Consider the following 13,016-nt stretch of genomic DNA (forward strand, 5'->3'; position numbering starts at 1 on the left):
CGGCCTCAGCTGCCGAGGACGCGCTCCTCGAGCATCCGCCGCACGGTCGGGGCGTCGGCCTGGCCGCGGGTGGCCTTCATGACCTGGCCGACCAGCGCGCCGAGCGCCTGGACCTTGCCCGAGCGCACCTTCTCCACCACGTCGGGGGCACCGCCGATCGCGGCCTCGACGGCGGCGACGAGCTCGTCGGACTCCCCCATCACCGCCAGGCCGCGGGCCTCGACGACGGCGCGCGGGTCGCCCTCGCCGGCCAGGACGCCGTCGAGCGCCTGCCGGGCCAGCTTGTCGTTGACCGTCCCCTCGGCGACCAGCGTCGTCAGCTCGGCGACCTGCGCCGGGGTGACGGCGAGGTCGGCGAGCTCCACGCCGGCGTCGTTGGCCCGGCGGGCGAGCTCGCCCAGCCACCACTTGCGCGCGTCGGCCGGCGTGGCGCCGGCGGCGACGGTCTGCTCGACCAGGCCGAGCGCCCCGGCGTTGACCAGCCAGGTCATCTCGGTGGCCGACAGGCCCCACTCCTCCTGCAGCCGCCGGCGGCGGGCGGCGGGCAGCTCGGGCAGCCCGGCCGCCAGCTTCTCCACCCACTCGGCGTCCGGGGCGAGCGGCACGAGGTCCGGCTCGGGGAAGTACCGGTAGTCGGTCGCCTCCTCCTTGCTGCGGCCCGGCGAGGTGCTGCCGGTGTCCTCGTGGAAGTGCCGGGTCTCCTGCAGCACCCGCCCGCCGGCGTCGAGGACGGCGGCCTGCCGGCGCATCTCGTAGCGCACCGCCCGCTCCACCGACCGCAGCGAGTTGACGTTCTTGGTCTCGGTGCGGGTGCCCCACTCCAGGCTGCCGATCGGCGCGAGCGAGGTGTTGACGTCGCAGCGCAGGCTGCCCTGCTCCATCCGCACGTCCGAGGCGCCGAGGGTCTGGATGATCTCGCGCAGCTCGGTGACGTAGGCGCGGGCGACCTCGGGGGCCTTCGCGCCGGCGCCGGCCACGGGGCGGGTGACGATCTCCACCAGCGGGATGCCGGCCCGGTTGAAGTCGACCAGCGAGTGGTCGGCGCCGTGGATGCGGCCGGTGGCGCCGCCGACGTGCAGGTTCTTGCCGGTGTCCTCCTCGAGGTGCACCCGCTCGATCTCCACGCGGTAGGTCTCGCCGTCCACCTCGACGTCGAGGTGCCCGGCGGTGCACAGCGGCTCGTCGTACTGGCTGGTCTGGAAGCCCTTGGGGATGTCCGGGTAGAAGTAGTTCTTCCGGGCGAAGCGCGACCAGGACGCGATCCGGCAGCCCAGCGCCAGGCCGATCCGGATGGTCGACTCGACGGCGGCGGCGTTGGCCACCGGCAGCGAGCCGGGCAGGCCGAGGCAGACCGGGCAGGTCTGGGTGTTGGGCTCGGCGCCGAACGCCGTCGAGCAGCCGCAGAACATCTTCGACTCGGTGCCCAGCTCGACGTGGGTCTCCAGGCCGATGACCGGCTCGTACCGGGTGAGGACGTCGTCGAAGTCGACGAGGGACTCGGTCACGGGGTGGGCCCTCCCTTCGGGGTGGTGCTGCGGCCGGTGACCCAGGCACCGACGCCGGTCAGCAGGCCCAGGACGATGAAGACGGCGAAGACGGCCCGGCCGGTGGTCAGCCAGAGCACCAGGCCGGCCAGGACGACGAAGGCCACCAGGCCCCACGCGACCTTGAGCGGGCCGGTCACGCGGCACGCTCCGCGAGCCGGTCGGCCAGCGGCGCGCCCTGGGCCGCCTCGACCGCGGCGGCGACCCGGTAGCAGCGGTCGTCGGCCAGCGCCGGCGCCATCACCTGCAGGCCGACGGGCAGCCCCTCGGACAGCCCGCACGGCACCGAGATGGCCGGGACGCCGGCCAGGCTCGCGGGCAGCGTGCACAGGTCGGCGGCGTACATGGCCAGCGGGTCGTCGACGCGGGCGCCCAGCGGCCAGGCCACCGTCGGGCTGGTCGGGCTGACCAGCACGTCGACGCCGCCGTCGAAGGCCGCGGAGAAGTCGCGGGTGATGAGCGAGCGGACCTTCTGCGCCTGGCCGTAGTAGGCGTCGTAGTAGCCCGCCGACAGCGCGTAGGTGCCGAGGATGATCCGGCGCTTGACCTCGGCTCCGAAGCCCTGCTCGCGGGTGAGCGCCATGACCTCGTCGATGTCGCGGGTGCCGTCGTCGCCGACCCGGATGCCGAACCGCATGCCCTCGAAGCGGGCCAGGTTCGACGACGCCTCGCTCGGCGCGATCAGGTAGTACGCCGGCAGCGCCAGCCCGAACGACGGGCAGGACACCTCGCGCACCTCGGCGCCGGCCGCCTCCAGCAGCGCGACCGCCTCGGCGAACCGCTCGAGCACGCCGGCGTCGTAGCCCTCGCGCGCGCCCTCGCCGCCGAGCTCCCGGACGACGCCGACCCGCAGGCCGGACAGGTCGCCGCCGGCGCCGTGGCGGGCGGCCTCGACGACGGTGGGCACCGGGGCGTCGATGCTGGTGGAGTCGGCCGGGTCGTGGCCGCCGATCGCCTCGTGCAGCAGGGCGGCGTCCATGACCGTGCGGGCCATCGGGCCGGCCTGGTCGAGGCTGGAGGAGAACGCGATCAGGCCGTAGCGCGACACCGAGCCGTAGGTGGGCTTGTGGCCGACCAGGCCGGTGACCGCCGCGGGCTGGCGGATCGAGCCGCCGGTGTCGGTGCCGAGCGCGAACGGGGCGAGCCGGCCGGCGACCGCGGCGCTGGAGCCGCCCGACGAGCCGCCGGGGATGCGGTCGCGGTCCCACGGGTTGCGGGTGACCCGGTAGGCGGAGTTCTCGGTGGACGAGCCCATCGCGAACTCGTCCATGTTGGTCTTGCCGAGCAGCACCGTGCCGGCCTCGTGCAGCCGGGTGGCGACGGTGGCCGAGTACGGCGGGCGCCAGCCCTCGAGGATCCGCGAGCCGCTGGTGGTGGGCACGCCCTCGGTGACGAAGACGTCCTTGAGCGCGACCGGGATGCCGGCCAGCCCCGTGCCGGCGGTGCCGGAGGCGTCGATCTCGCCGGCCCGCCGGAGCGCGGCCTCGGGGTCGACGTGCAGGTAGGCGCCGAGGTCGCCGTCCTCGGCGGCGATCCGGTCCAGGTGGGCGCGGGTGACCTCGACGGCGGAGGTCTCGCCGGCGGCGAGCGCGCTCTGCAGCGCGGTGACCGGCAGCGCGGTGAGGTCGCTCACTCCTCCTCCCCCAGGATGCGCGGCACGCGGAAGCGGTCGTCCTCGGCGGCGGGCGCGCCGGCCAGGACGGCGTCGCGCGGCAGGCAGGGCGTGGCGACGTCGTCACGCAGCACGTTGGTCAGCGGGACGGCGTGGGTCATCGGGGCGACGTCCTCGACGTCGGCGCGCTGCACCTGGGCCACCGCGTCGAGGACCGCGCCCAGCTGGCCGGCGAAGCGGTCGAGCTCCTCGTCGGTGACGGCCAGCCGGGCCAGTCGCGCGAGGTGCGCGATGTCCTGGCGGCCGAGGGCGGGCGACGCTCCGCGGTCGGGCGTGGTCGGGCTCATGCTCGGGGAGGACTCCTGTCGTCGGCGCCGGCCGGCGCCAGGGACGCAACCTGTTCACTGTACGTGGGGCGGGTGCGGCGCCGGTCCGGCCGGGCGCGGTGCTCGACCCCGGGCGGCGCATGCGGGAAGCTGCTCGGACCACGATCGACGGAGATCGGCTCACCTCGTCGCCTGCGGAGGCACCCGTGTCCTATCTCCTGCGGCTGGTCGTGCCCGACCGCCCCGGCCTGCTCGGCGCGGTGGCGACCGCGCTGGGCACGGCGGGCGTCGACATCGTCTCGGTCGACGTGCTCGAGCGCGGCGGCGGCGTCGCCGTCGACGACGTCGTGGTCGATCTCCCGCCCGGCCGGCTGCCCGACAGCCTGATCACCGCCGTGCACTCGGTGCCCGGCGTGCAGGTGGAGACGCTGCGCCCCTTCGCCGGGCCGCTGGACACCCACCGCGAGCTCGACCTGCTCGAGGGGCTGGCGCGGGCGGCCGAGGGCACCGCGGTCAAGCTGCTGGCCGCCGAGCTGCCGCGTGTGTTCCACAGCGGCTGGGCGGCTGTGCTGCACGCCGACGACGACGGCGGCTGCGAGGCGCTGGCCGCCTCCGACGCGGCACCGGCGTTCGAGGGCGTGCAGCTGCCGTGGCTGCCGCTGGCCTCGCCCCGGCTGCTGCCCAGCGAGGACGACTGGCTGCCCGAGCGGTGGCGGGAGATGGCCGTCGAGATGATGGCCGCACCCTTCGGCGACCCGCGCACCGCCGTCGTCCTGGGGCGCTCGGGCGGTCCCGCCTACCGCCGCTCGGAGCTGCTGCGGCTGACCCACCTCACCGGGATCGCGGCCAGCGTCGCCCACCTGCCCCCGGCGTAGCGCCTACTCCGCCGCCGGCTCGCTCCCGTCGCCGATCGTCGCGACGGCGCGGGCGGCCTCGGGCCCCTCCTCGAGCAGCACCCGCAGGCCGTCGTCGTCGAGGACCGGCGCCTTGACCTGCACGGCCTTGTCGTACTTGCTGCCGGGGTCGGCGCCGACCACCACGAAGCCGGTCTTCTTCGACACCGAGCCGGTCACCTTGCCCCCGCGCTCCTGGATCGCGGCGATCGCCTGGTCGCGGCTGTAGTCCCGCAGCGACCCGGTGACGACGACGGTGACGCCGGTCAGCGGCCCGGGCGGGGCGTCCTCCCCGGCGTCGGCCAGCTTCACCCCGGCCCGGCGCCACTTCTCCACGACCTCGCGGTGCCAGTCGACGGCGAACCAGTCGCGCACCGAGCGGGCGATGGTGGGGCCCACGCCGTCCGCGGCGGCGAGCTCCTCCTCCGACGCCTCGGCGATCCGGTCCAGCGAGCGGAAGTCGCGGGCGAGCGCCTGCGCGGCGGTCGGGCCGACGTGCCGGATCGACAGCCCGACCAGCACCCGCCACAGCGGGACGTCCTTGCGCGACTGCAGGTTGGCCAGCAGGCGCTGCCCGTTGGCCGAGAGGTCGCCGTCCTTCTTCGTGAAGAACGACGTGTGGCGCAGCTTGTCCTCGGTGAGGTCGAAGACGTCGCCCTCGTCCTCGAGCAGCTGCTCGGCCAGCAGCGCGATCGCGGCCTCGTAGCCGAGCACCTCGATGTCGAAGGCCCCGCGCCCGGCGACGTGGAACACCCGCTCCCGCAGCTGCGCGGGGCAGGACCGCGCGTTGGGACAGCGGATGTCGGCGTCGCCCTCCTTCTCGTGCCGCAGCTCGGTGCCGCACTCGGGGCAGTGCGTCGGCATGACGAACTCGGTCTCGTCGCCGGTGCGCGCGGCGACGACGGGGCCGAGCACCTCGGGGATGACGTCGCCGGCCTTGCGGATGACGACCGTGTCACCGATGAGCACGCCCTTGCGCTTCACCTCGCCGGCGTTGTGCAGCGTGGCCAGCTGCACGGTGGAGCCGGCGACCTTGACCGGCTCCATGTAGGCGAACGGCGTCACGCGGCCCGTGCGGCCGACGTTGACCCGGATGTCGAGGAGCTTGGTGGTGGCCTCCTCCGGCGGGTACTTGAACGCGATCGCCCAGCGCGGCGCCCGGGAGGTCGAGCCCAGCCGGCGCTGCAGGGCGACCTGGTCCACCTTGAGCACGACGCCGTCGATCTCGTGCTCCACCGAGTGCCGCTGCTCGCGGTAGCGCTCGATGTAGGCCCACGCCGCCTCGAGGTCGTCGACCACCGCGAACCGGTCGCTCACCGGCAGGCCGAGCGCGCGCAGCCGCTCGTAGGCCTCCGACTGCCGCTCCGGCTCGAAGCCGCGCCGCGCGCCGAGGCCGTGCACCACCAGCCGCAGCGGCCGGGAGGCGGTCACCCGCGGGTCCTTCTGCCGCAGGGAGCCCGCCGCGGCGTTGCGCGGGTTGGCGAACGGCGGCTTGCCCTGCTCGACCATGCCGGCGTTGACGTCGGCGAAGGCCGCCGTCGGGAAGTAGATCTCGCCGCGGACCTCGAGCAGCGCGGGGACGTCGTCGCCGGTGAGCTGCTGCGGGACGTCGGCCATCGTGCGCACGTTGGGGGTGACGTCCTCCCCCGTCGTCCCGTCGCCGCGGGTGGCCGCGCGGACCAGCCGGCCGTCCTCGTAGACCAGCGCGACCGCGACCCCGTCGACCTTGAGCTCGCACAGCCAGCGCACGCCCGCCCCGGCGTCGCGGGTGACCCGGCCGGCCCACGCCGACAGCTCGTCGCCGTCGAACACGTTGTCCAGGCTCTGCATGCGCTCGAGGTGCTGCACGGGCGCGAAGGTGGCGGTGAACCCGCCGTTGACCTTCTGGCTCGGCGAGTCCGGCGTCACCAGCGCCGGGTGGTCGGCCTCGATGGCCTTGAGCCGGGCCATGAGCTCGTCGTACTGGCCGTCGCTGACCAGCGGCTCGTCGCGCACGTAGTACGCGAAGGCGTAGCGGTCGAGCTCCTCGGAGAGGTCGCGGTGGCGGGTGCGCGCGTCGTCGGGGACCTCGGTGAGGTCCTCCCGGTCGGCGACCGCGGGGACCTGCGGGGTGTCCAGCTCGGCGTCCGTGCTCACGCGGGCACGGTATCCGCCGGGTGTGACTCCGGTGCCGGTCCGCCCGATCGGGTGTCGGTCACTCGGGCAGCAGGTACCGCGCGGCCTCGCGGACGTGGGCCATCGCCGCCCGCGCGTACGCGGGGCTCGCGCCGGCCAGCCCGCAGGCCGGGGTGAGGGTGACCGCCTCGTGCAGCGCATCGGCCGGGAAGCCGAGCTCGCGCCACCAGGCGCGCAGCCGCGAGGCGGTGGCCTTCGGCGCCGGCAGCGGCGCGTCGGTCCCGGGGACGACGCCGGGCAGCAGGTGGGTGCCGGCCTCGACGGCGGCGCCGACGGCGTCGAGGTCCTGGACCAGCCCGAGGTCGAACGACAGCCCGGCCGCGCCGGTGGCGCGCAGGAGGTCCAGCGGCGCCCGGTCCGCGCAGCAGTGCACGACCACCGGGACGGGCAGCGCGGCCACGACGGCGCCGAGCTCCGCCTCGACGTCGGGGGCGGCGACGGCGGGCAGCCGGCCGAAGCCGCTCGCCGTCGGCAGCGCGCCCTGGAGGACCGCCGGCAGCGAGGGCTCGTCGAGCTGGACGACGACCTGGGCGCCGGGCACCCGTGCGGTGACGGCCGCGACGTGCGCGGCGATGCCCTCGGCCAGCGACTGCCCGAGGTCGCGCCGGGCGCCGGCGTCGACGACGGCCCGCTCGCCGCGCTCGCGCTCGAGGCCGGCGGCCAGCGTCCACGGCCCCGCGGCCTGCACCTTGAACGGTCCGCGGTGGTCGCCGGCGACGTCGTGCAGGGCGTCGAGGTCGCGGGCGAGGAACTCCTGGGCGCGGCGCAGGTCCCGGCCGGGGCGCGGCACGAGGCGCCAGCCGGCGGGCGTGAGGTCCACGGCGAGGTCGACCAGCAGCGCGGCGCTGCGGCCGAGCAGGTCGGCGCCCGCGCCGCGGGCGGGCAGCTCGGGCAGGTGCGGCAGGCCCGGCAGCTCCCCGAGGACGACCCGCAGCGCCTCGGCCGGGTCGGTGCCGGGCAGCGACCCGACGCCCGAGGCCGGCCCCCACGGTGCGGGAGCCGGCCTCGGGTCGGTGCTGGTCGGGTCGGGCTCGGTCGGGGTGGCCACGGCGGCGACGGTAGTACCGCCGCCGCCGTGGCCACCCTCCCGGTCAGGCGGCGCAGCTGGGCGTCGTCACCGGGATCGCGTGGTCGCCCGTGGGCGGCGTCAGCGGGGTGTTGGCGCGGAGGTAGTCCTCCGACGTGTCCACGTCGACGGGGCCGGTGACCTGGTTCGTCCCGGTCCGGAACGCGGTGAAGGAGTCCCCGCCGCCGGCGAGGAACGAGTTCGCCGCGACCCGGTAGGTGCCGGTCGGGCTCACCGGGGTGCCGTTGATGGTGATCGAGCAGTCGAACACCCGGTCCCCCTCGGCCCGGCTGCGGTCGTACTCGTAACGGAAGCCGTCGGAGGTGGACAGGACCAGGTCCTGCGACCCGTCCGGGAGCCCGCGGAACTGCTGCTCGAGCACGTCGTCGATGGCCCCGCCGGTCAGCGTGATCGTGTTGACGGTGTTGCTGAACGGCTGGACGTCGAAGAGCTCCCGGAAGGTGACCTCACCGGCGGCGACGTCGGTCCTCAGACCACCGGGGTTCATGAAGGCGACCACCGGGGACAGCAGCTCCGGTCGCGCCTGTGCCCCGGCCAGTTGCGCGTTGGCGACGAAGGTCCCCAGGACCGACTCGTCGTTGCGGACGACGGTCACACCGTCCGCGGCCCGCGCCCGCAGCAGCGGGCCGCTGACAGTGCCGACGACCACGTTGCCGGGCTCGGCGGCGCGGGCGTTCCAGTAGTCGACGATCGACTGCACCTCGGGGTCGGCAGCCTCGCGGGTCACCGGCACGTTGGTGGCCGCGTAGGCGGCCGAAGCGCGGTTGACGTCGCCGGTGGTCCGGCTGATGGGCAGCCGGATGTCGGTCACGAGACGGCCGTAGAAGCCGGCCTGGGTGACCAGTCGCGGCGTGCCGTCCGGATCGTTCAGGCGGCAGTTGTAGGCGTTGTGCGTGTGGGCGCTGATGATCAAGTCGACAGCGGACGACGTCCGGTTGTTGATGTCGACGATCGGGCCCGACAGACCGGCGCAGCCGTTGACGAAGGGCTGGGCGTTCGGGTCGGTGACCGTGCCGCCCTCGTGGATCAGCACGCCGATGGCCTGGATGCCCTGCCGCTGCAGCTCGGGGACCCAGCGGTTGATCGCCTCGGCCTCGTCGATGAACGTGACGTCGGTGATGCCGGTCGGCGACACGATGGTCGGAGTGGTCTCGGTGACCACCCCGATGAGCGCGAAGCGCTGGTTCGCCGGCGTCCGGAAGACCTGGTACGGCGGCAGCATCGGCTGGCCGGTGGCCTTGTCGATGACGTTGGCGGCCAGGTAGGGGAACTCGGCGCCGTGGAAGGCGTGCTCGTCCTCGCCGAAGCAGCCGTCGACGCCCGGGGTGACGCCCTGGCAGGCCTCGACGTCGTCGCTGTACGTGCCGTCCGTGGCGGCGGAGATGCGGCGCAGTTCCTCGGTGCCCCGGTCGAACTCGTGGTTGCCCACCGACGAGACGTCCAGGCCCATGGCGTTGAGCGCCTCGATCGTCGGCTCGTCCTTGAAGACGCTCGACTCGAACGGCGAGGCGCTGACCAGGTCACCGGCGCCGACGAACAGCGAGGTCGACGGCCCCTGCGTCGTGTCCTTGAAGGCGGACTCGAGCCGCTGCACGGTGGCCGCGATCTGTGCCGCACCGCCGACCGGGACGGTGACGTCGTCGGAGTTGCCGTAGGTGCCGTTCGGCCCTGGGGAGGTAGCCAGCGAGCCGTCGGTCCCGGTCTGCGGCGTGATCCGGCCGTGGAAGTCGTTCATGGCCAGCAGTTGGACGGTCACGTCCTTGGGCGCGGCCTGGGCCGCGCTCGGGACGGCCACGAGACCGGCCGTGGTCGCCACCGCGACGGCGGCGGCGAGGGGGAAGCGCGTTCGGCGCAAGGAGTCCTCCGGAGGACATGCGGAGCGGGCCATCGGAGACGGCGGCCCGGGCGGGGGTCGTGAGCCGAGCTACGTAGCCGTGCTCAGGAAGTGGCTCGGCCGACACGGTAGGTGACGGACGGTTCCGGCACCACGTCCTCCAGGTGACGATCAGGTGTCGGGCGGTCAGCCGCTGACGGTCCCCTGACCGAGCACCAGGTCGCCCCGCTCCGGGTCGGGCGCGTAGAGGACGGCCGACTGTCCGGGCGCGACACCGCGCTGCGCCTCGTCGAGCGCGATCACCAGGCCGCCGTCGGCACCGGCGGTCACCGTGCAGGGGACGGCGGTGGCGTGCGCCCGCAGCTGCACCTCCGCGCGCAGCGGGAGCTCCGGGGCCGCCCCGGTCCACGTCGGCCGGCCGGTGCGGACCTCCGCGACGCCGGCGAGCTCGGCGGTCCCCACCGTCACGGTCCGGGTGACCGGCTCGATGGAGAGCACGTAGCGCGGCCGCTGGTCGCCGACGGCGATGCCCAGCCCGCGCCGCTGCCCGACGGTGAACCCGTGCGTGCCCTCGTGCGTGCCGACGGTGGCGCCGGTGGCGGCGTCGACGACCGGCCCGGGCGCCGTCCCCAGCCGCCGGGTGAGGAAGCCGCGGGTGTCGCCGTCGGGGATGAAGCAGATGTCGTGCGAGTCGGGCTTGGTGGCGACGGCGAACCCGCGCTCGGCGGCGATCGCGCGCACCCGCTCCTTGGTCGTCGACCCCAGCGGGAACACCGCCCCGGCCAGCTGGCGGGGGGTGAGCACGCCGAGGACGTAGGACTGGTCCTTGGCCGCGTCCACCGACCGGCGCAGCTCCCCGTCCGCCAGCCGCGCGTGGTGGCCGGTGACGACGGCGTCGAAGCCCAGCGCCAGCGCCCGGTCGAGCACCGCGGTGAACTTGATCCGCTCGTTGCACCGCAGGCACGGGTTGGGCGTGCGGCCGGCGGCGTACTCGGCGACGAAGTCCTCGACGACGTCCTCGGTGAACCGCTCGGCGAGGTCCCAGACGTAGAACGGGATGCCGAGCTCGTCGGCGACCCGCCGGGCGTCGTGGGCGTCCTCGACGCTGCAGCAGCCGCGGGCGCCGCTGCGCAGCGTCTGCCGGTCCGGCGAGAGCGCGAGGTGCACCCCGGTGACGTCGTGGCCGGCGTCGACCGCCAGCGCCGCGGCGACCGCGCTGTCCACTCCCCCGCTCATCGCGGCGAGCACGCGCACCGTCGCTACCTCCCCGCCCCGCGGGCGCGCTCCACGACCGGGGCGATCACGGCCAGCAGCGCGTCGACGTCCTCGCCGGTGCTCGGCGAGCCCAGGCTGAACCGCAGCGAGCTGCGCGCCCGCGCGGCGTCGGCGCCGACCGCGGTCAGCACGTGGCTGGGCCGGGCCACCCCGGCGCTGCACGCGGACCCGGTCGAGCACTCGATGCCGCGGGCGTCGAGCAGCATGAGCAGCGCGTCGCCCTCGGCGCCGGGGAAGGACAGGTGCGCGTTGCCCGGCAGCCGCCCGGGCCTGCCCGCCACGACGTCGTCGAGCGGGGCGCCGTTGAGCTCGGCGTCGGGGACCTGCTCGAGCACCCCGGCCACCAGCCGGTCGCGCAGCGCGGCCAGCCGGGCGACGCGCTCGGGCCGGGAGGCGACGGCGGTGGTCACGGCGACGGCGAGGCCGACGATGGCCGCCACGTCGAGGGTGCCCGAGCGGACGTCCCGCTCCTGGCCGCCGCCGTGCAGCAGCGGCATACACTCGGCGTCGCGGCGCAGCAGCAGCACGCCGGCGCCCATCGGGCCGCCGAGCTTGTGGCCGGTCATGGTGAGCGCGTCGACGCCGCTGGCGGCGAAGTCCACCGGCACCTGGCCGACGGCCTGCACCGCGTCGGTGTGCAGCGGCACCCCGGCCGCGTGCGCCACCTCCGCCAGCGCGGCGACGTCGCTGACCGTGCCGATCTCGTTGTTGGCCCACATGACGCTGGCCATCGCGACGTCCGAGCCGTCGCCCAGCGCGTCGGCCAGCGCCTCCGGCGTCACCCGCCCGGTGGGCTCCAGGCGCAGCCAGGTGACCTCCGCGCCCTCGTGCTTGGCCAGCCACTCGGCGCTGTCGAGGACGGCGTGGTGCTCGGCCGGGCTCACCACGAGCCGCCGCCGGCGCGAGTCGGCCTCCCGCCGCGCCCAGTACAGGCCCTTCACCGCGAGGTTGTCGCTCTCGGTGCCGCCGCCGGTGAACAGCACCTCCGACGGGCGGGCGCCCAGCGCCTCGGCCAGCCGCTCCCGGGACTGCTCGGCGGCCCGCCGCGCGGCCCGGCCGCTCGCGTGCAGCGAGGAGGCGTTGCCCACCCGGCCGAGCTGCTCGGTCATCGCGGCCAGGACCTCGGGGAGCACCGGCGTGGTCGCCGCGTGGTCGAGGTAGGTCACTCCGCCCAGGTTAGTCGCGCACGACGGACCCGCTCGGGTGACGCCGGTGACCCCCGGGAACGGCGACGGGCGCCGACCCCCGTGGGGATCGGCGCCCATCTGGTGACGGACCGGAACGACCCCTGCAGCGGGGTGCTCCGACTACTTCCGAGCGGCGATCTTCTCGGTGGCGGCCGGGACGACCTGGAACAGGTCGCCGACGACGCCGAAGTCGGCCAGCTCGAAGATCGGGGCCTCGGGGTCCTTGTTGACGGCCACGATGGTCTTCGAGGTCTGCATGCCCGCGCGGTGCTGGATCGCGCCGGAGATGCCGACGGCGATGTAGAGCTGCGGCGAGACGGTCTTGCCGGTCTGCCCGACCTGGAAGCTGTGCGGGTAGAAGCCGGAGTCGACCGCGGCGCGCGAGGCACCGACGGCGGCGCCGAGCGAGTCGGCCAGGGCCTCGATGATCGAGAAGTTCTCGGCGCTGGCCACACCGCGGCCACCGGAGACGACGATCGAGGCCTCGGTCAGCTCGGGCCGGTTGCTCTTCTGCTCCACGACCCGGTCGACCACGCGGGTCTGCTTCGCCTGGTCGGACAGGCTGACCTCGACCGGGACCTCCTCGCCGGCGGCGGGGGCCGGCTCGGGGGTGACCGAGTTGCCGCGCAGCGTGTAGACCGGCGTGCCGGTCGTCACCTTCGAGTGCACGATCTGCTGGCCGGCGAAGACCACCTGGGTGGCGGTGCCGTCGGCGGCGATCTCGCTGACGTCGGTGAGGAAGCCGCTGCCGGTCTTGAGCGCCAGCCGCGCGGCGACCTCCCGGCCCTCCGGGGAGGACGGGATGACGACGGCGGCCGGGGACGCCTGCTGCACCAGCTGGGCGAGCACCTCGGCCTTGGGGGCGACGAGGTAGTCGTCGATCTCCGGGGACTCGGCGACGTAGACCTTCGCCGCGCCGTACTGGGCGAGCTGCTCGCGGGCGCCGGCGGCGACGCCGGGGCCGCCGGCGACGACCGCCGAGACCTCACCCAGCGCGCGTGCGGCGGTGAGCGCCTCGAGGGTGCCCTTGCGGACGGTGCCGTCGGCCGGGTTCAGCTCGACGAGGACCAGGACCTCTGCCAT

11 protein-coding genes are annotated in these 13,016 nt (G+C 75.1%); 1 reads left to right on the plus strand and 10 read right to left on the minus strand.

All coding sequences use genetic code 11. From position 1 onward, the window contains the following. Positions 1–5 precede the first annotated feature (5 nt). Genes gatB through gatC form a run of 4 tightly spaced genes read right to left on the minus strand, consistent with a single transcriptional unit; the run spans position 6 to position 3,503 of the window. Positions 6–1,505: an Asp-tRNA(Asn)/Glu-tRNA(Gln) amidotransferase subunit GatB gene (gene gatB, locus ACI798_RS04870; protein ID WP_457047372.1), complete on the minus strand. Its 1,500-nt coding sequence runs from the start codon at positions 1,503–1,505 to the stop codon at positions 6–8. Further along, positions 1,502–1,684: a hypothetical protein gene (locus ACI798_RS04875; protein WP_456940218.1), complete on the minus strand. Its 183-nt coding sequence runs from the start codon at positions 1,682–1,684 to the stop codon at positions 1,502–1,504. The genes gatB and ACI798_RS04875 overlap by 4 nt, the downstream gene beginning before the upstream one ends. Further along, a complete protein-coding gene (gatA, locus tag ACI798_RS04880) occupies positions 1,681–3,177 on the minus strand; it encodes an Asp-tRNA(Asn)/Glu-tRNA(Gln) amidotransferase subunit GatA (RefSeq protein ID WP_457047373.1) in 1,497 nt (498 codons plus the stop codon). Before gatA ends, ACI798_RS04875 begins: the two co-directional genes overlap by 4 nt. Beyond that, positions 3,174–3,503, minus strand: a complete 330-nt coding sequence (gatC, locus tag ACI798_RS04885; RefSeq protein ID WP_456929161.1) for an Asp-tRNA(Asn)/Glu-tRNA(Gln) amidotransferase subunit GatC — start codon at positions 3,501–3,503, stop codon at positions 3,174–3,176. Before gatC ends, gatA begins: the two co-directional genes overlap by 4 nt. 185 nt (positions 3,504–3,688) lie before the next feature. Between gatC and ACI798_RS04890 the strand changes: the two genes are divergently transcribed. After that, positions 3,689–4,357 carry an ACT domain-containing protein gene (locus ACI798_RS04890; protein WP_457047374.1) on the plus strand — a complete coding sequence of 223 codons (669 nt, stop codon included), beginning with the start codon at positions 3,689–3,691 and terminating at the stop codon, positions 4,355–4,357. A gap of 3 nt (positions 4,358–4,360) precedes the next feature. On the opposite strand, the gene ligA is transcribed toward ACI798_RS04890, so the two are convergent. From ligA to ACI798_RS04920, 6 genes are all read right to left on the minus strand, one after another. Further along, positions 4,361–6,511: an NAD-dependent DNA ligase LigA gene (ligA, locus tag ACI798_RS04895; protein WP_457047375.1), complete on the minus strand. Its 2,151-nt coding sequence runs from the start codon at positions 6,509–6,511 to the stop codon at positions 4,361–4,363. A gap of 58 nt (positions 6,512–6,569) precedes the next feature. Further along, positions 6,570–7,598 carry a methionine synthase gene (locus ACI798_RS04900; protein ID WP_456940223.1) on the minus strand — a complete coding sequence of 343 codons (1,029 nt, stop codon included), beginning with the start codon at positions 7,596–7,598 and terminating at the stop codon, positions 6,570–6,572. A gap of 43 nt (positions 7,599–7,641) precedes the next feature. Further along, the gene (locus ACI798_RS04905; protein WP_457047376.1) at positions 7,642–9,492 is read right to left on the minus strand and encodes a bifunctional metallophosphatase/5'-nucleotidase; all 1,851 of its coding nucleotides are present in this window, start codon (positions 9,490–9,492) and stop codon (positions 7,642–7,644) included. A gap of 165 nt (positions 9,493–9,657) precedes the next feature. Next, complete coding sequence (gene mnmA, locus ACI798_RS04910) at positions 9,658–10,725, minus strand: tRNA 2-thiouridine(34) synthase MnmA (RefSeq protein ID WP_456940225.1); 1,068 nt, start codon at positions 10,723–10,725, stop codon at positions 9,658–9,660. Positions 10,726–10,730: 5 nt separating this feature from the next. Beyond that, entirely contained in the window at positions 10,731–11,912 is a 1,182-nt protein-coding gene (locus tag ACI798_RS04915; RefSeq protein ID WP_456940226.1) for a cysteine desulfurase family protein, read from the minus strand. Positions 11,913–12,053: 141 nt separating this feature from the next. After that, positions 12,054–13,016 carry an electron transfer flavoprotein subunit alpha/FixB family protein gene (locus ACI798_RS04920; RefSeq protein ID WP_457047377.1) on the minus strand — a complete coding sequence of 321 codons (963 nt, stop codon included), beginning with the start codon at positions 13,014–13,016 and terminating at the stop codon, positions 12,054–12,056.

The sequence above is a fragment of the Geodermatophilus sp. SYSU D01045 genome, assembly GCF_054050295.1.